We start from the raw sequence: 15,668 nt of genomic DNA, 5'->3' as shown, positions 1-15,668 counted from the left end.
GCTCGATCAGACCGGCAGGTCGCCGGCCGGGCGGCCGAGCCACTTCTTGGACATGGCGTCGATGGTGCCATCCTTGCGCGCGTTGGCGATGATCTCGTTGACCTTGGCCTTCAGCTTGTCCTCGCCCTTGGCGATGCCGACGAAGCAGGGGCTGTCTTTCAGCAGCAGCTTGTATTCGGCGTTGAGCTGCGGGTTCTTCTGCATCATGTCGCCGGCCACCGCGGCGCTGGCGGCCAGGGTCTGCGTCTGGCCCGAGACGAAGGCAGCGATGGTGGCGTTGTTGTCCTCGAAGCGCTTGTAGTCCAGCGTGGTGGGCGCCACCTTGGCGAGCTCCTGGTCTTCCATGGCGCCGCGCGTGACGGCGACGGTCTTGCCGCCCATGTCGGCGAAGGTCTTGATGTTCAGGCTCTTGGCCGCGAACACGGCCTGGAAGAAGGGCGCGTAGGCCGAGGAGAAATCGATGACCTTCTCGCGCTCCGGGTTCTTGCCGAGCGTGGAAATCACCAGGTCGGCCTTGCGCGTCTGCAGGTACGGAATGCGGTTGGCGCTGGTGACGGGCACCAGCTCGATCTTCACGCCGAGCTTGGCGGCGATGAGCTCGGCCATTTCCACGTCGAGGCCCTGCGGCTTCATGTTCTTGTCGACCGAGCCGTAGGGCGGGTAGTCGGTGGGCACGGCGATCTTGATGGTCTTGGCCTTGAGCACGTTGTCGAGCGCGTTCTGGGCCTGGGCGGCGCCGGTGGCGGCCAGCATGGCAATGGAAGCCAGTGCGAGCGCGAGGTGGCGTTTGGACGAAGAGAAGTTCATAGCAGGGCTCCTAGGTAAGTCGAAGAATCTGGATCGGAATCGGGAATGGAATCTGAAGCGGGCAATGCGGCGGGCTTGCGGCGCTTCGCCTTCGGGGCCGCTGCAGCGGCGCTTGTGTTGTTCAGCGGCGCCAGCGCGTCGCGCAGCTGCGCGAGCGGATCGGTCGGTGCCTGCACGCGCAGGGCCGACTGCACCGTGCCGATGTGCTCGGCCATCAGCGACTCGGCCGAGGCGTGGTCGCCGCGCTCCAGCGCCGCGACGATCTGCACGTGGTCTTCGCACGACTGCACCGCGTCATGCGTGGACTGGTAGAGCATGGCGATCAGCGTGGTGCGCGCCGTGTAGTCGCGCAGCGTGTCGGCCAGCAGCGTGTTGCCCAGGCATTCGGCCAGGCACACATGGAAGTCGCCCAGCAGGAAGCTGCGGTTGCCGACGTCGCTTTCTTTCAGTGCGGCCTTTTCACGCTGGAGGTGCGCCTTCAGCTGGCGCAGGGCGGTTTTCTCGATCTTTCCGGTGCTGCCGGCGCTGCGGATCAGGCCCAGCTCGATGACGCGCCGCGCCTCGAACGCCTCGCGCGCCTCGTCCTGCGAAGGCTCGATGACGAACCAGCCGCGCCGCGCGCTCACGGTGACGATGCCGCGCGCCGCCAGCCGCGTGAGCGCCTCGCGCACGATGGTGCGGCTGCAGTCGAACAGCATGGCCAGCTGCTGCTCGCCCAGGCGCGAACCGGGCGCGAGCTTTTGCGCCATCACCGCTTCGACGATGCGTGCACTGATTTCGGATGCGGAGATGGCCATGGTTCTGCATATCAGCAGCTTCTGTGCCAACTGGTATGCAAGATCTGTGCACCTGAATGGCGCACGGGCCCTGGATCAGGGCAGTAAATGGGGCGGCGGGCGGCCGCGCTCAGCGCAGCGAGCGGCCCGGCTTGCGCCCCAGCGCGCTCGCCGGCAGTGCCACCAGCATGAGCAGCGCCGACAGCACCAGCGCGCCGCTCAGCACGTACAGGCTGGCGGTGAAGCCGCCCGTCAGCGTCTTCAGCGCGCCAACCATCATCGGCGCCACCAGCCCCGCGCTGCCGCCGATGGTGCTGATGAGCGCAATGCCCGCCGCCGCCGCGCTCTTCGACATGAAGGTGCCCGGCACCGACCACAGCACGGTGAAGGCGGCGGAAATGCCCATGGACGCCAGCGCCAGGCACAGCACCGCGGCGAAGGCGTTGTGCATGAACAGCGTGGTCAGCGCCAGCCCGGTGGCGCCCACCACCGCGCTGAGCGCGAAGTGCCAGCGGCGCTCCTTGTGTTTGTCGGAATGCCGCCCGACGGCGATGTTGGCCGCGATGCCCGCCAGCGCCGGAATGACCGCATAGAAGCCGATCTGCAGCACGCTCAGCCCCATCGACTTCAGGATGGTCGGCTGCCAGAAAGAGAGCGCGTAGATGCCCAGGATGATGAGGAACGACATGAAGCCGATCAGCCACACGCGGGCGTCGCGCATCGCCGCGCCGAAGGTGTGCCGCTCGGTGGCGCCGTGGGCTGCCTGGTCTTCGGCCAGCAACCGCGCCACGCGCTGCTTCTCGGCGGGCGAGAGCCACGCCGCCTGCGCCGGGCTGTTCGACAGCCAGCGAAAGGCCGCCACGCCCAGCAGCACGCTGGGCACGCCTTCGAGCAGGAAGAGCCATTGCCAGCCGCGCAGCGACAGCACGCCGTCGAGGTAGGTCATGGTCAGCCCCGCGATCGGCCCGGCCACGATGGGCGCCGCCCCGAAGGCCATGAAGAACAGCGCCGTGGCCTGCGCGCGCCGGTGCGAGGGGAACCACAGCGTCAGGTAGAACAGCACGCCCGGCGCGAAGCCCGCCTCGAACACGCCGATGAGAAAGCGCAGCACATAGAACTGCGTGGGCGTGGTGGCGAACATCATGGCCGCCGACGCCAGGCCCCACAGACCCATGATGCGCAGCAGCGTCGCGCGCACGCCGATCTTCGCGAGCATCAGGTTGCTCGGAATCTCGAACACCGCATAGCCGATGAAGAAAATGCCCGCGCCCAGCCCGAACACGGCGTCGCTGAAGCCCAGCTGCTCCTTCATCTGCAGCTGCGCATAGCCGACGTTGGTGCGGTCGAGGTAGTTCAGCACGTAGCAGGCGCACAGCAGCGGCATCAGCCGCCAGGTGATCTTGCGGAAGAGGGCGGCGTCATCGCTGGTGGTGCTTGCGCTGCCGGTGGCGGAGGTCTGCGCTGGCGGATGCGCGCCGGTGGTGTCGAGCGTGGCGGTGTTCATCGTTGTCTCCTTCTGTTGTCTTGTTGTTCGTGGCGATGCGGGGGCCGGCGCGTCAGGCGACGGTGACCGTGCCGAAGCGCGTCTCGCCCCACAGGTGGCTGCTCGGCGCACCCGGAAACAGCCAGTGCGGCGAACATTCGCTGGACGGCACCACGTTGCTGAAGCCGTGCAGCGCCGACGTGCCCGCCAGCGTCTTCTCCAGCACCATCGACAGGTACTGGTCGTTGCTGCTTTCCTGCGTGTTGCCGTTGAGGATCACCTCCGCGCCCGTGGCCTGCGCGTAGCGTCGGATGCCGTTGTGCCGCGACTGCAGCGGTGCCCAGCTGTCGGCCGACACGCCGTTCTCGCTGCTCACGCGCAGCCCGTCGCCGGCGCGATACACCAGCGAGTGGTTGCCTTCGGTGTGCCCCGGCGTGTGCACCAGCGCCACACCGCGCCCCAGCTGGATGCTGCCGTCGAAGGCGACCAGGCGGTCGGCCGGCACGCCTTGCAGCCCCTGCGGGCAGTACCACTCGGCCTGCACCGGCAGCAGGCCTTGCACGTTCGCGAGTTCCTGCCGGTGCACCAGCAGCCGGGCGTTGGGCAGCAGCCCCGGCGTGCCCGCGCTGCCGAGCCAGCGCCGCACGTCTTGCGTGTGCAGGTGGTCGTAGGTGATGTAGTCGACCTGCTCCGGCTTCACCCCGCAGAGCGCCAGCGCCTGCAGCACGGTCTGGTAGACCGGCGCGATGGTGGTGTGCAGGAACTTGGGCGTCTGCGCGCTCAGCCGTTTGAAGTACGGCGTCTCGCCGCCCGCTTCGAAGTCGGCGGGCGTGAACAGCAGCGTGCGCAGCCGCCCTTCGAAGTCGTCGTACTGAACCAGCGTGGTCCGCGCCAGCAGGTGAACCATGTGCGGCTTGAGCAACTGCTGCGAGTACACGCCGGTGAAGGCGAACCACGCGGGGTAGGGAATGCGCAGCAGGTTGAAGCTGCGCGCGAAGCGAATCGGCGGTGCGTCCAGCAGCTGTTCGCGCAGCGCTTCGGCGCCGTGGCGAATGGCGCGCAGGCGGTCCTGCGGCATGCCCACGTTGCGCGTGCCATCGAATGCCGTCAGTTGCGCAAAGCCGGTGGGTTCGGGGTCTCGGGTCATGTCGTCTCCTGGAATTGCTTGTCGTTGGGTTGCTGTTGTTCAGGGCGCGATCACGACGGCGCGGTGGTCGATCGCAGTTCACCAACCCTGAACAACCCCTTGCGCGAAGCAGCTCAATACAAGGAGCGCCCGCCAGAAATATCGAACACCGCTCCCGTACTGAAAGAACAGTCGTCCGAAGCGAGCCACGCCGCCATGGCGGCCACCTCGTCCACTTCCACGAAGCGCCCCATCGGCACCCGCGAGAGCAGCGCGGTGCGCAACTGTTCGCGATGCTCCGCGGGCACGGCGGCGAACACTTCCGTGTCGGCGGCGGACGGTGTGATGCAGTTCACCAGCACCCCCGAAGAGGCCAACTCCTTGCCCAGCGACTTCGTCAACGCGATGAGCCCCGCCTTCGACGCCGAATACGCGGCGTTGAGTCCGTTGCCCTCCTTGCCCGCGACCGAGGCGATGTTGACGATGCGCCCGCGCCGCTGCGCGAGCATCACCGGCGCCACCGCGCGGCAACACAGCCACGCGCCCGTGAGGTTGACGTCGAGCACGTCGCGCCACTGCGCGGGCGTGTGCGCCCAGCCCGGCACCGTCGGGCCCAGTATTCCGGCGTTGTTGACGAGGATGTCGAGGCTGCCGAAGCGCTCCTGCGACTGCGCGGCGGCGCGGGCGATCTGCGCTTCGTCGCGCACATCGACCACTGCCGAAGTCGCGGCGCCCAGGGGTTCGAGCGCCTGCACGGCCGCCGACAGCACGGCCGCATCGAGGTCCCACAGCGCCACGCTGGCACCGGCCTGCAGGCAGCGCCGCGCAATGGCCAGGCCGATGCCGCGGGCGCCGCCCGTCACGATGACGTGCCGGCCCTTTAGCGCGTCGGAGCGCAGCGCTGTCATGCGGTGGCTGCTTCGGGTGCGCTGGCTGCACGGGCTGCATGGGCTTCAGCGGGCTGGCCCAGCAGGCTGCCCACCAGCGCCGCGACATGCTCCGCCGGCACGCCGACCAGCAGCTGCCGCAGCATCGTCAGGGTGTCGAAGTACACGCGCTCGCACACCAGCGTGTCGCCCTCGAAGATGAAGAAGGCGTTCATGCGGCAGCGAAAGCTGTTGCCCGTCGGCGGAATGCCCTTCAGCGGGCCGCGGTGCGTGCCCAGCAGCCAGAACTCCACGATGACCGAATCGTGCGCATGGCGCAGCTGGATGATCTCGTGGCGCTGGTCGGGAAAGGCGCGGCGCGTGTCGATGTAGTACTGGCGCACGTCCGCCGTGCCGTCATGCACCTCGCCGCTGGGAATGAGCTCGTAGTGCGGGTGCGGGAAGGTGCCGAGCACGGCGTCGAAGTCTTGCCGGGTCTCGTCGGCGAAGTGGTCGAGCACGAGGCGCTCGCGGCGGGCTTGGAGGGCGGCGAGTTCGGTGAGTTCGTTGAGTTCGTTGCGTTCGTTGGTCGAGGCGTTCATCGGGGTGTGCTCCATGTGACAGGAAATGGCAAGTAATGACAGGTGGCCTCGGGTTGCTGCGAATGCGCCGCCCCGGGCTCGCTGCGTACTATCGGCAACCCCTCGAACCAAGACTGTCCGGTGTTGGCAATCGCCGCTACGGACAAACCCGCGATGCCACGCACGCCCCCTTCATCCCCCGCCACCGCGCCGAGCGCGCAACCCTCGCCGGTGCACAACAGCGACATGCGCCTGGCCGAAGACGTGCAGCAGCGCCTGCTCGCGGTGGCGCACCGGCGCACGCTGGCGCGCGGCGAGTCGCTGTTTCACAAGGGCTCTTCGCCCGATGCGCTGTTCGGCGTGGTCGGAGGCTCGCTGCGCGTGAGCGTGGTGGCGCCGGGCGGGCGCGAGGCGGTGATTGCCATGCTCGAGCCCGGCCATTGGTTCGGCGAGGTGTCGCTGCTGGTGGGGCGCGAGCGGGTCTACGACACCTGCGCGGTCGACACGACCGAAATGGCCGTGGTGGCGGCGGCCGACTTCCACCGGCTGGTGGCCGAGTTCCCCGACGTGCACATGGCCTTCACGCGGCTGGTGTGCCTGCGGTTGCGACAGGCGCTGGCGTGGATCGACGATGTCATCCTCATGCCGCTGCCCGTGCGGCTCGCGCACCGGCTGCTCACGCTGGACCCGCACGGCCAGGTGCGTGCCGAGGGTGGTGAGCCCGGCGGCACCCTGCTGGCGGTGTCGCAGGAAGACCTGTCGTTCATGCTCGGCGTGTCGCGCCAGAGCGTGAACCGGCAGCTGAAGCTGTGGGAAGAAGACGGCACGCTGCGGGTGCGCTACCGCAGCATCGAGTTGCTGAGCCGCGCGCAGCTGGAGCGGCACGCGGCCACGCCGAACTGAATGGAGCCGGGCAGGGCCGAGCCGAACCGAGCGCCGGCGTGAAGAAAGCGCCGGCTCAGTCCATCCGCGCGCCGGACGCCTTCACCGCCTGCTGCCAGCGCGGCGTTTCCGTCGCCAGGAAGCGCGCGAAATCCTCGCTGCCCAAAAAGGCCGGGTCCGCGCCCTGGCTCACCATGCGGTCGCGCACCTCGGGGTTGTTCAGCACCTGCTTGAACGCGTCGCTCAGCCTGGCGACCACGTCCTTGGGCGTGTCCTTCGGCGCGAGAAAGCCGTAGAAGCCGACCACCTCGAAGCCCTTGACGCCGGACTCGATCACGGTCGGCACGTCGGGCAGCGCGGGGTTGCGCTCGCGGCTGGTCACGGCCAGCGCGCGCACCTTGCCTTGCTTGTGGTAGTTGGCGGCCTGCGGAATCGACTCGGCCATGAACTGCACCTGGCCGCCCATCAGGTCGGTGAAGGCCGGCGCGCTGCCGCGGTAGGGAATGTGCACCATGAAGATGCCGGTCGCGGTCTTGAACATCTCGGGCACCAGGTGGCTGATGCCGCCGTTGCCGGCCGAGCCGTAGTTGACCTGCCCGGGCCGCGCCTTGGCGTAGTCGACGAACTGCTTCAGGTTCTGCACCGGCAGCTTGGGCGTGACCAGCAGGGCCAGCGGCTGCATGGCGGTGCGCGCGATGGGCACGAAGTCGCGCTGCGTGTCGTAGGGCAGCTTGCTGTACAGCGCGCCGTTGATCACGGCCACGCCGGTGTTGGCCAGCATGAGCGTGTAGCCATCGGCGGGGCTCTTGGCGACCGCGTCGGCGCCCACCGAGCCGCCCGCGCCGGGCTTGTAGTCGACGATCAGCGGCTGGCCGAGCACGGCCTGCAGCTTGTCGGTGAGCAGGCGTGCGTGCTGGTCGAGCGGGCCGCCCGCCGGAAAGCCGATGACGACCTTGATCGGCTTGTCGGGGTAGGCGGCCAGCGCGCTCGTGCTCATCGTGCAGGTGGCGCCTGCGGCGAAAGAAAGGACCGCCAGGGCGGTCCGGATGGGGGTGTTCATGATCCGTCTCCTTTTTTGTGGAGACGATCATAAGCAGCCGGGTTCGGCCCGATCAGCTGGCCAGCGTCGCCTTCAGCGTGATCTCGGGCACGCTCGCCAGCGCCTTCGACAGCGGGCAGCCGGCCTTGGCGCCGGCCGCGATTTCCTGGAACTTGGCTTCGTCCAGGCCGGGCACGGCCGCGTCCAGTTCGAGCTGGATGCGGTCGATCTTGAAACCGGCGCCGTCCTTGGCCAGCCGCACGGCCGCCTTGGTGTCGATGCGCGTGGCGGTCAGGCCCGCCGCTTCCAGCGCGAAGGCGAAGGCCATGGTCAGGCAGGCGGCATGGGCCGCGCCGACGATTTCCTCGGGGTTGGTGCCGCGCTTGTCGTCCTCGAAGCGGCTGGCGAAGCCGTAGGGGTAGTCCTTGAGTGCGCCGGTCTCGGTGCTGACCTGGCCCTTGCCGGTCTTGCCGGCGCCTTCCCAGTGAACGCTTGCGTGCTTGTCTGCTGCCATGTCGGTTCCTTCGGTGCGGTGGGTGGTTGGGGAACCAGCAGGTATCGCCGATGCGGGGGGCGCTGTCTGTAGTCGCACATCGCGTGCGGCATCCCCCGAACGGGGTGGGGGTGGGGGGCTGGGAGCAGCTAGGAGGAGCGGGGAGTCAGTCGAAAGGGCGTCACCTTGGCGACGTTACGGGGGCTTCCCCGATGGGAGCGGCGGCCCGCTCGGCTTAGGCTGGCGAACGACCGTCCTTTTTGGCGCACTTTTCAGTTTGCCCCTCTGTCTTCCCCCTCTGTTTCCCTTTCTCCGCCTGTTCTCCACCATGCAACAACGCCCGCATCACAAGTTCTGGCCCAAACGCCTGCCGCACGCCATCACCGTTCCCGCCACCTCGCTCTGGCACAACCTGGCCACCTCGGCCGCGCGCTACCCCGACAAGCCCGCACTGGTGTTCTTCGGCCGCGTGCTCAGCTACCGAGAGTTCGCGGCGCAGGCCGAGCGGCTGGCCGGCGCGCTGCATGCGCTGGGCGTGAAGCGCGGCGACCGCGTGATCCTGGACATGCAGAACTGCCCGCAACTGGTCATCGCGCATTTCGCGATCCTGCGGGCCAATGCCGTGGTGGTGCCGGTCAACCCGATGAACCGGGCCGAGGAGCTCAAGCACTACATCACCGACCCCGACGCCAAGGTGGCCATCATCACCGGCGACCTGGCCGGCGAACTGGCCAAGGCCAGCAACGCGCTGCCGCGCGAGCAACAGCTCGACCACATGATCGTGACCCAGTTCACCGACGCCTTCGACGCCGACGTGTCGGGCGACGACGCGCCGGCCCCGGCCTGGAAAGACTGGCTCACCACCCGCCACCCGCTGCCCGAGCTGGCCCACGGCAAGGTCGTGGCCTGGACCGACGCGCTGGCCGCGAACCACGCGCCGCCCGAGCACGTGGTGGGCGCCAACGACATGGCGCTGCTGCCCTACACCAGCGGCACCACCGGCCTGCCCAAGGGCTGCGTGCACCACCACTCGAGCCTGATGCACAACGCGGTGGCCGGGCAGATGTGGGGCGGCTCCACGTCCGAAGCGGTAGTGCTGGCCGTGGTGCCCATGTTCCACATCACCGGCGTGGTGAGCATGATGCACACCGCCGTGCTGGCGGCGGCCACGCTGATCATCATGCCGCGCTGGGACCGCGACGTGGCGGGCCGGCTCATCTCGCGCTGGAAGGTGACGGCCTGGACCAACATACCGACCATGGTCATCGACCTGATGGCCAGCCCCAACTTCGCGAGCTACGACCTGTCGAGCATGAACTACATCGGCGGCGGCGGCGCGGCCATGCCGCAGGCGGTGGCGCAGCGCCTGTTCGAGCAGTACGGGCTGAAGTACCAGGAGGGCTACGGCCTGACCGAGACCGCCGCGCCTTCGCACACCAACCCGTCGGACCACCCCAAGCAGCAGTGCCTGGGCATTCCGTTCATGAGCACCGACGCGCGCGTGGTCGACCCCGACACCCTGCAGGAGATGCCCATCGGCGAGTCGGGCGAAATCATCATCCACGGGCCCGAGGTGTTCCAGGGCTACTGGAAGCGGCCCGACGCCACGGCGGCGGCCTTCGTCGAGTTCGAGGGCAGGCGCTTCTTCCGCTCGGGCGACATGGGCCGCATGGACGAGGAGGGCTACTTCTTCATCACCGACCGGCTGAAGCGGATGATCAACGCGAGCGGCTTCAAGGTGTGGCCGGCCGAGGTCGAGCTGCTGATGTTCCGCCACCCCGCCATCCAGGAGGCCTGCGTCATCTCGACCAAGGACGCCTACCGCGGCGAATCGGTCAAGGCGGTGGTGGTGCTGCGGCCCACGCACAAGGACACGAGCGAGCAGGACATCATCGACTGGTGCCGCGAGAACATGGCGGTCTACAAGATTCCGCGCAAGGTGCAGTTCGTCGACGCGCTGCCCAAGAGCGGCAGCGGCAAGGTGATGTGGCGGCTGCTGCAGGAGGACGAGGCCGCGGCCGGGAAGTGACGCGCCGGAAGTGAAACGCGCTGAGCGCGAGCGACCGGACGGCGCTTGCTGCTCGGCCGGCTGGCGCTACTTGCGCGCCATCGACTTCAGCAGGCTGCCGGCCTCCTTCTTGCCCTCCGCGCTGATGCACGGCGAGGCCGCGGCCTTGCTCAGGTAGTCGACGACCTTGCGGTGGTTCTGGTTGGGGCCTTCCCACAGAAAGAGCCGGCCCAGCTCCAGTGCCGCATCGGCGTCGCCCTGCGCGTAGGCCTTCTCGAACCAGAAGCGGGCCCAGCGGAAATTGCCCTCGTCGCGGTAGCAGATCGCCAGGTTGGCGCAGCCCGCGATGTCGCCGGCCCTGGCGGCCTTGCGGTACCACTCTCGCGCGGCCGCGGCGTCTTGCTTCACGCCGATGCCGTGGTCCAGAAAGTAGCCCACGCTGTTCAGCGCATGGGTCTCGCCCGCGGCCGCCGCCTTCAGGAACAGCGAAAGCGCCTTCTTGTGCGCGCCGGCTTCCCATGCGTCGTTGGCCGCGAGAAACCAGTCGTCGTTGGTCGGTTCTTGCATGGTGCGCAGTCTCCTTCGAAGCACCGGCTGAAAGAAAGAGGGACAAAGGAAAAAGTCTGTGTACCGCCGCGTGGCGGTGCACGAATGACTTAGCCTCGCTCCGACGGCCATTCTGCCCATCTTCGGGCGAAAGGGCTGCTTCTGTTTTGTTCGCCGGGTCTCCACCTTTCCCCCCGTTTTTTTGCCCGTCCGGTTCCCTTCGGCTATTTCATGCATCTTCGCGCGCTGTCTTCCGCCTTCCTTCTTTTCGGCCTGCTGGCCCTCCCTGTTTTCTCCCAAGCCGCTCCCCGCACCTGCCTTGTCGTCGGCATCAGCGACGGCGACACGCTCACCGCGCGCTGCGGCCGTGCCGGCGCGTACGAGCGTGTGAAGGTGCGCATCGCCGCCATCGACGCGCCCGAGAAATCGCAGCCCTACGGCCAGCGCAGCAAGCAGGCGCTGAGCAGCATTTGCTTCCAGGAAAAGGCGCGCATCACCGAGATCGACACCGACCGCTACGGCCGCACCGTGGCCGACGTCGACTGCAACGGCGAAGACGTCGGCACCCGCATGGTGAGCGACGGTTGGGCCTGGGTGTACGACTACAACCGCATCGCCACCAAGCGCGGCGGCGGCCTGTTCAAGCTGCAGGACAGCGCGCGTGCGCGGCACCTCGGGCTGTGGGCCGATTCGAAACCCACGCCGCCCTGGGACTGGCGCAAGCACCAGCGCAACGAGTCGTCGCACTGGGGCGGGTTCTTCTGAATTTGCCTTGAGTTTCGTTGGGGAGAGCGTGGCGGGCCCGGCAGTCAGCAGGCGCCGCCCACCCAGCAGCGCAGCGACGGCACGAACAGCCCGACCACGAAGCTGACCGCGCAGAACACCAGCAATATCAGCGCCGCCATGCGCAGCCCCTCGGCGCTCCAGCGCGGCGCGAAGGTGCTGACGAGAAAGCCCGAAAGCAACGTGCCCTCGAGGTAGGCCGCGCCACCCCAGCGCAGTATCCAGAGCCACAGCAGCGCCTGCGCCGCGTGCACCACGGTCCACAGCGTCAGCGACATGGCAGGCCTCTGTTCAGCATTCGGTTCAGGATTCGCGTCAGGACTCGCTTCAGGATTCGCTCTTGCCCTGCACGTCGGCCACCACGCGCGCGTTGCGCCGGAAGCTCCAGTAGGCGCCGGCCCAGTCCATCATCACAACGATGCGGTTGCGAAACCCGATCAGGAAGTACGCGTGCGCGAACAGCCAGAACAGCCACGCCAGCCGCCCGCTGAAACGCAGCGGCCCGAAGGGCGTGCCCAGGTCGACCACGGCCGAGTTGCGCCCGATGGTGGCCAGGTTGCCGTAGTCCGCATAGCGGAACGGCACCGTCGGCTGGCCCGCGATGCGCCGCAGGATGTTGGCCGCCGCGGCGCGCCCCATCTGCTTGGCGCCGGGCGACACGCCAGGCACCGGCTTGGGGGGCTTGCCCGGCGCATGGCTCATGGCGGCGGCCAGGTCGCCGACCACGCTGATCTCGGGGTAGCCGGCCAGGCTCAGGTCGGGCTCGACCTTGATGCGGCCCGCGCGGTCGCACTCCACGCCGGTGGCCGTGCCCAGCATGCGGCCCAGCGGCGAGGCCGCGACGCCGGCCGCCCAGACCACGCAGCTGCTATCGATTCGGTAGCTGGTGGCCGGCGCGCCGTCCGCGCCGCCGCCGGTCTGCACTTCGAGCCCGCTCGCGTCGATGGCCGTCACGCGCGCGTTCAGCCGCACCTCCACGCCCAGCCGTTCCAGCTGTTCGAGTGCCTTCTGGCTCAGCGACTCGGGCATGGCCTGCAGCACGCGCGCGCCACCCTCGACCAGCAGCACCTGCGAGCTGCTCGGGTCGATGTGGCGGAATTCGCCCGAGAGCGTGTGCTTGGCAATTTCGGCCAGCGTGCCCGCCATTTCCACGCCCGTCGGGCCGGCGCCGATCACCACGAAGGTGAGCAGGGCGCGGCGGCGTTCGGGGTCGGTGGTGATCTCGGCGGCCTCGAACGACAGCAGCACGCGGCGGCGAATCTCGAAGGCATCGGCCAGCGTCTTCAGCCCCGGCGCCACGCTGGCCCATTCGTCGTGGCCGAAGTAGCTGTGCGTGGCGCCTGCCGCGACGATCAGGTGGTCGTAGGGCACGCGGTCGCCGTGGGCCAGGTGCACGCTGTTGGTGGAGGGGTCGATGCCGCTCACTTCGCCCAGCAGGGTGGTGATGTTCGGCTGCTTGCGGAACAGCGAACGCACCGGCGCCGCGATGGAGGGCGCTGCCAGCCCCGCGGTCGCCACCTGGTAGAGCAGGGGCTGGAACAGGTGGTGGTTGGTCTTGTCGATCACCGTCACGTCGACGTCGGCGCCTTGCAGCTTTCGCGCGGCTTCGAGGCCGCCGAATCCGCAGCCGACGATGACGACTTGGGGCCTGCCCGAGGGGTTGGTCGTTTGCATCCGACGGATGATACGCAGCCCCCCTGCACGCCCCGGCGTCTTGTGCCACAGTGGCGGCCCGCCGATTTTTTGGCTGCGGGGCTGCGGGGTCTTGTCCTACGCGGCGCCGTAACCGGGATGGGCTACAACTTGCGGCTGACCCGACTGGAGACCCCATGACGCTTTCCCGGCCGATCACACCGGCGGCAAGCGCACTGCGCGACAAGTTTCGCGAGGTGCGTGCCACGAGCCTGGCGCTGGCCGCACCGCTTTCCGCCGAAGACCAATGCATCCAGTCCATGCCCGACGCGAGCCCGACCAAGTGGCACCTGGCGCACACGACCTGGTTCTTCGAGACGGTGCTGCTGCAGCCGCACGCCGCGGGCTACCAGCCCTTCGACGTGCGTTTTCATTACCTCTTCAACTCGTACTACGAGGCGCTGGGCCCGCGTCATCCGCGCCCGCACCGCGGCCTGCTCACGCGCCCTTCGGTGGACGAGGTGCATGCGTACCGCCGCCATGTGGACGAGGCCGTGGTCGCACTGCTCGAGGCGGGCGCCTTCGACTGGGCGGCCATCGAGCCCATCGTCACGCTCGGGCTCAACCACGAGCAGCAGCACCAGGAGCTGCTGCTCACCGACATCCTGCATGCGCTGTCGTGCAACCCGATGCTGCCGGCCTACAAGCCCGCGAGCGGGCCGGCCTTGCGGCTGGCCGCGGTGCCGCCGGCCGTGCGCTGGATTGCGCAGCCTGGCGGTGTGGTCGAGGTGGGCTTCGCGGGCCAGCCCGAGTTTTCTTTCGACAACGAGACCCCGCGCCACCAGGCGCTGGTGCAGCCGCATGCCATTGCCGACCGGCTGGTGAACTGCGGCGACTACGCGCAGTTCATTGCCGACGGTGGCTACCAGCGGCCGGAACTGTGGCTGTCCGACGGCTGGGCCGCGGTGCAGGCGAATGGATGGCGGCATCCCGCGTACTGGCTCGCCCCCGACGATCCGCGCCTGGGCTTCGGTGCGCAGACGCAGGGCGCTGCCAGCTGGCATGTGTTCGGCCTGCACGGCGTGCGGCCGATGGAGGCCGACGCGCCGGTGTCGCAGCTCAGCTTCTACGAAGCCGCCGCGTACGCCGAGTGGGCCGGTGCGCGGCTGCCGACCGAGTTCGAGTGGGAGGCCGCGTATGACGCGCCGGGCATCTCGCAGATGACCGGCCACGTGTGGCAGTGGACGCGCTCGTCGTACGACCCGTACCCCGGCTTTCGTCCCATGCCCGGCATCGCGGCCGAATACAACGGCAAGTTCATGGTGGGGCAACTGGTGTTGCGCGGTGGCAGCGTGGCCACGCCGGCCGGGCACACGCGGCCCAGCTACCGCAACTTCTTTCCGCCGGCCGCGCGCTGGCAGTTCTCGGGGCTGCGGCTCGCGAAAGACCTTTGATCATGCGCAATCCAATTCCCTCTTCGTCGCTGTCCTTCGTGCCTTCCAGCGGGCAGGCACAGAAGAAGCCGCGTGGCGCTTCTTCGTCCGCCGACGCGGCCCCTGCGCCGACGATGTCCGAGTTCGCCCGCGAGATGCAGGCAGGGCTCGCGCGGTCGCCGCGCAGCATTTCGCCGAAGTTCTTCTACGACGTGGCGGGCTCGCAGCTGTTCGACCGCATCTGCGACTTGCCCGAGTACTACCCCACGCGCACCGAGCTGCGCATATTGGGCGAGTGCGCGGGAGAAATCGCCGAGCAGGTCGGGCCGAATGCGGAAATCGTGGAGTTCGGCGCGGGGTCGCTGACCAAGGTGCGGCTGCTGCTGGACGCGCTCGATTTGCCCAAGCGCTACCTGCCGATCGATATCTCGGGGGAGCATCTGGAGGCAGCCGCGGCGCGGTTGAAGGCGGACTATCCGGCGCTCGTGGTGCAGCCGATTGCGGCGGACTACACGATGCCCTTGGTGCTGCCCGCGCCGTTGCCTGGCGCGGGGCGCCGGGTCGGGTTTTTTCCGGGGTCGACGATCGGGAATTTCGAGCCTGAGGAAGCGTTGGCGTTTCTTCAGCTGGCGGCTCGGATGTTGCGGGGCGGCGGGCTGTTGATCGGGGTCGACCTGGTGAAAGATCCGGCGCGTTTGCACGCGGCTTACAACGACGCGCAAGGGGTGACGGGGGAGTTCAACCTGAACCTGCTTCGGCGGGCCAATTCGGAGCTCGATGCGGACTTCGACGTCGACGGGTTCGCGCATGCGGCGTTCTACAACGCGCCTCGTCAACGCATCGAAATGCACCTTGTCAGTCGCCGGGCACAGAGCGTTTCTTTGAATGGGGAAAGCTTCGGGTTCGAAGAAGGGGAGACCATTCATACGGAGTACTCGCACAAGTTCACTGTGGAGGGGCTTCGGGCGTTGGCTGTGCGGGCCGGGTTTCGGCCGGGGGCTGTCTGGACGGATCCTGAGAGGTTGTTCAGCGTGCATTGGCTGGCTGCTTAGCTCTTTTGGCTCTGCGAGGGCTGCTGGCCGGGTCTCGCCCCGGCGGGCGACTTACTTTCTTTTGCTTCGCCAAAAGAAAGTAAGGGCGGTTTCAAACCTGAAGTGCAACACACTCGATCCTGAAAGGAAGAGCTTGCATGACCAGGAGTTACGAGCAACTG

General features: G+C 68.1%; 16 protein-coding genes. 5 read left to right on the top strand and 11 right to left on the bottom strand.

The features are described 5' to 3' along the window. Positions 1-6: 6 nt before the first annotated feature. The 6 genes from AB6807_RS38640 to AB6807_RS38615 all read right to left on the bottom strand — a co-directional run bounded on the left by AB6807_RS38640 (position 7) and on the right by AB6807_RS38615 (position 5,660). Positions 7-807 carry a transporter substrate-binding domain-containing protein gene (locus AB6807_RS38640; RefSeq protein ID WP_116912832.1) on the bottom strand — a complete coding sequence of 267 codons (801 nt, stop codon included), beginning with the start codon at positions 805-807 and terminating at the stop codon, positions 7-9. Then, positions 804-1,604, bottom strand: coding sequence for a GntR family transcriptional regulator (locus AB6807_RS38635; RefSeq protein WP_371088713.1), 801 nt, complete (start codon positions 1,602-1,604; stop codon positions 804-806). The genes AB6807_RS38640 and AB6807_RS38635 overlap by 4 nt, the downstream gene beginning before the upstream one ends. Positions 1,605-1,713: 109 nt before the next feature. Beyond that, positions 1,714-3,087, bottom strand: a complete 1,374-nt coding sequence (locus AB6807_RS38630; RefSeq protein WP_371088712.1) for an MFS transporter — start codon at positions 3,085-3,087, stop codon at positions 1,714-1,716. Between the two features lie 52 nt (positions 3,088-3,139). Continuing rightward, on the bottom strand, positions 3,140-4,213 hold the full coding sequence (locus AB6807_RS38625) for a hypothetical protein (RefSeq protein WP_371088711.1): 1,074 nt from the start codon (positions 4,211-4,213) through the stop codon (positions 3,140-3,142). Between the two features lie 113 nt (positions 4,214-4,326). Then, on the bottom strand, positions 4,327-5,100 hold the full coding sequence (locus AB6807_RS38620; protein WP_371088710.1) for an SDR family NAD(P)-dependent oxidoreductase: 774 nt from the start codon (positions 5,098-5,100) through the stop codon (positions 4,327-4,329). Further along, entirely contained in the window at positions 5,097-5,660 is a 564-nt protein-coding gene (locus tag AB6807_RS38615) for an ester cyclase (protein WP_371088709.1), read from the bottom strand. Before AB6807_RS38615 ends, AB6807_RS38620 begins: the two co-directional genes overlap by 4 nt. Before the next feature lie 153 nt (positions 5,661-5,813). Between AB6807_RS38615 and AB6807_RS38610 the strand changes: the two genes are divergently transcribed. Next, positions 5,814-6,542 carry a Crp/Fnr family transcriptional regulator gene (locus AB6807_RS38610; protein WP_371088708.1) on the top strand — a complete coding sequence of 243 codons (729 nt, stop codon included), beginning with the start codon at positions 5,814-5,816 and terminating at the stop codon, positions 6,540-6,542. A gap of 55 nt (positions 6,543-6,597) precedes the next feature. Here the strand turns inward: AB6807_RS38610 and AB6807_RS38605 are convergent, their stop codons facing one another. Further along, the gene (locus AB6807_RS38605) at positions 6,598-7,581 is read right to left on the bottom strand and encodes a Bug family tripartite tricarboxylate transporter substrate binding protein (RefSeq protein WP_371088707.1); all 984 of its coding nucleotides are present in this window, start codon (positions 7,579-7,581) and stop codon (positions 6,598-6,600) included. A 52-nt stretch (positions 7,582-7,633) separates the two neighbouring features. Next, positions 7,634-8,074, bottom strand: a complete 441-nt coding sequence (locus AB6807_RS38600; protein WP_116912838.1) for an OsmC family protein — start codon at positions 8,072-8,074, stop codon at positions 7,634-7,636. 307 nt (positions 8,075-8,381) lie between these two features. Here AB6807_RS38600 and AB6807_RS38595 point away from each other — a divergent pair, with 307 nt between their 5' ends. After that, positions 8,382-10,082 carry a long-chain fatty acid--CoA ligase gene (locus tag AB6807_RS38595; protein WP_371088706.1) on the top strand — a complete coding sequence of 567 codons (1,701 nt, stop codon included), beginning with the start codon at positions 8,382-8,384 and terminating at the stop codon, positions 10,080-10,082. 66 nt (positions 10,083-10,148) lie between these two features. On the opposite strand, the gene AB6807_RS38590 is transcribed toward AB6807_RS38595, so the two are convergent. Beyond that, entirely contained in the window at positions 10,149-10,628 is a 480-nt protein-coding gene (locus AB6807_RS38590) for a tetratricopeptide repeat protein (RefSeq protein WP_286517464.1), read from the bottom strand. Positions 10,629-10,838: 210 nt separating this feature from the next. Between AB6807_RS38590 and AB6807_RS38585 the strand changes: the two genes are divergently transcribed. After that, complete coding sequence (locus tag AB6807_RS38585; RefSeq protein WP_116912841.1) at positions 10,839-11,372, top strand: thermonuclease family protein; 534 nt, start codon at positions 10,839-10,841, stop codon at positions 11,370-11,372. Positions 11,373-11,416: 44 nt separating this feature from the next. Here the strand turns inward: AB6807_RS38585 and AB6807_RS38580 are convergent, their stop codons facing one another. Both AB6807_RS38580 and AB6807_RS38575 read right to left on the bottom strand, forming a co-directional pair. After that, positions 11,417-11,668: a hypothetical protein gene (locus AB6807_RS38580; RefSeq protein WP_116912842.1), complete on the bottom strand. Its 252-nt coding sequence runs from the start codon at positions 11,666-11,668 to the stop codon at positions 11,417-11,419. Positions 11,669-11,717: 49 nt separating this feature from the next. Beyond that, positions 11,718-13,064, bottom strand: coding sequence for an NAD(P)/FAD-dependent oxidoreductase (locus tag AB6807_RS38575; protein WP_371088705.1), 1,347 nt, complete (start codon positions 13,062-13,064; stop codon positions 11,718-11,720). A gap of 155 nt (positions 13,065-13,219) precedes the next feature. On the opposite strand from AB6807_RS38575, the gene egtB reads away from it, so the two are divergent. Then, the gene (egtB, locus tag AB6807_RS38570) at positions 13,220-14,476 is read left to right on the top strand and encodes an ergothioneine biosynthesis protein EgtB (RefSeq protein WP_116912844.1); all 1,257 of its coding nucleotides are present in this window, start codon (positions 13,220-13,222) and stop codon (positions 14,474-14,476) included. A 113-nt stretch (positions 14,477-14,589) separates the two neighbouring features. Further along, complete coding sequence (gene egtD, locus AB6807_RS38565) at positions 14,590-15,507, top strand: L-histidine N(alpha)-methyltransferase (protein ID WP_371088742.1); 918 nt, start codon at positions 14,590-14,592, stop codon at positions 15,505-15,507. The last annotated feature ends 161 nt before the right edge of the window (positions 15,508-15,668 follow it).

It is taken from the genome of Variovorax sp. RCC_210, assembly GCF_041355175.1.
Lineage (GTDB): Bacteria > Pseudomonadota > Gammaproteobacteria > Burkholderiales > Burkholderiaceae_C > Variovorax.
This window is presented reverse-complemented; position numbering and strand designations above follow the sequence as displayed.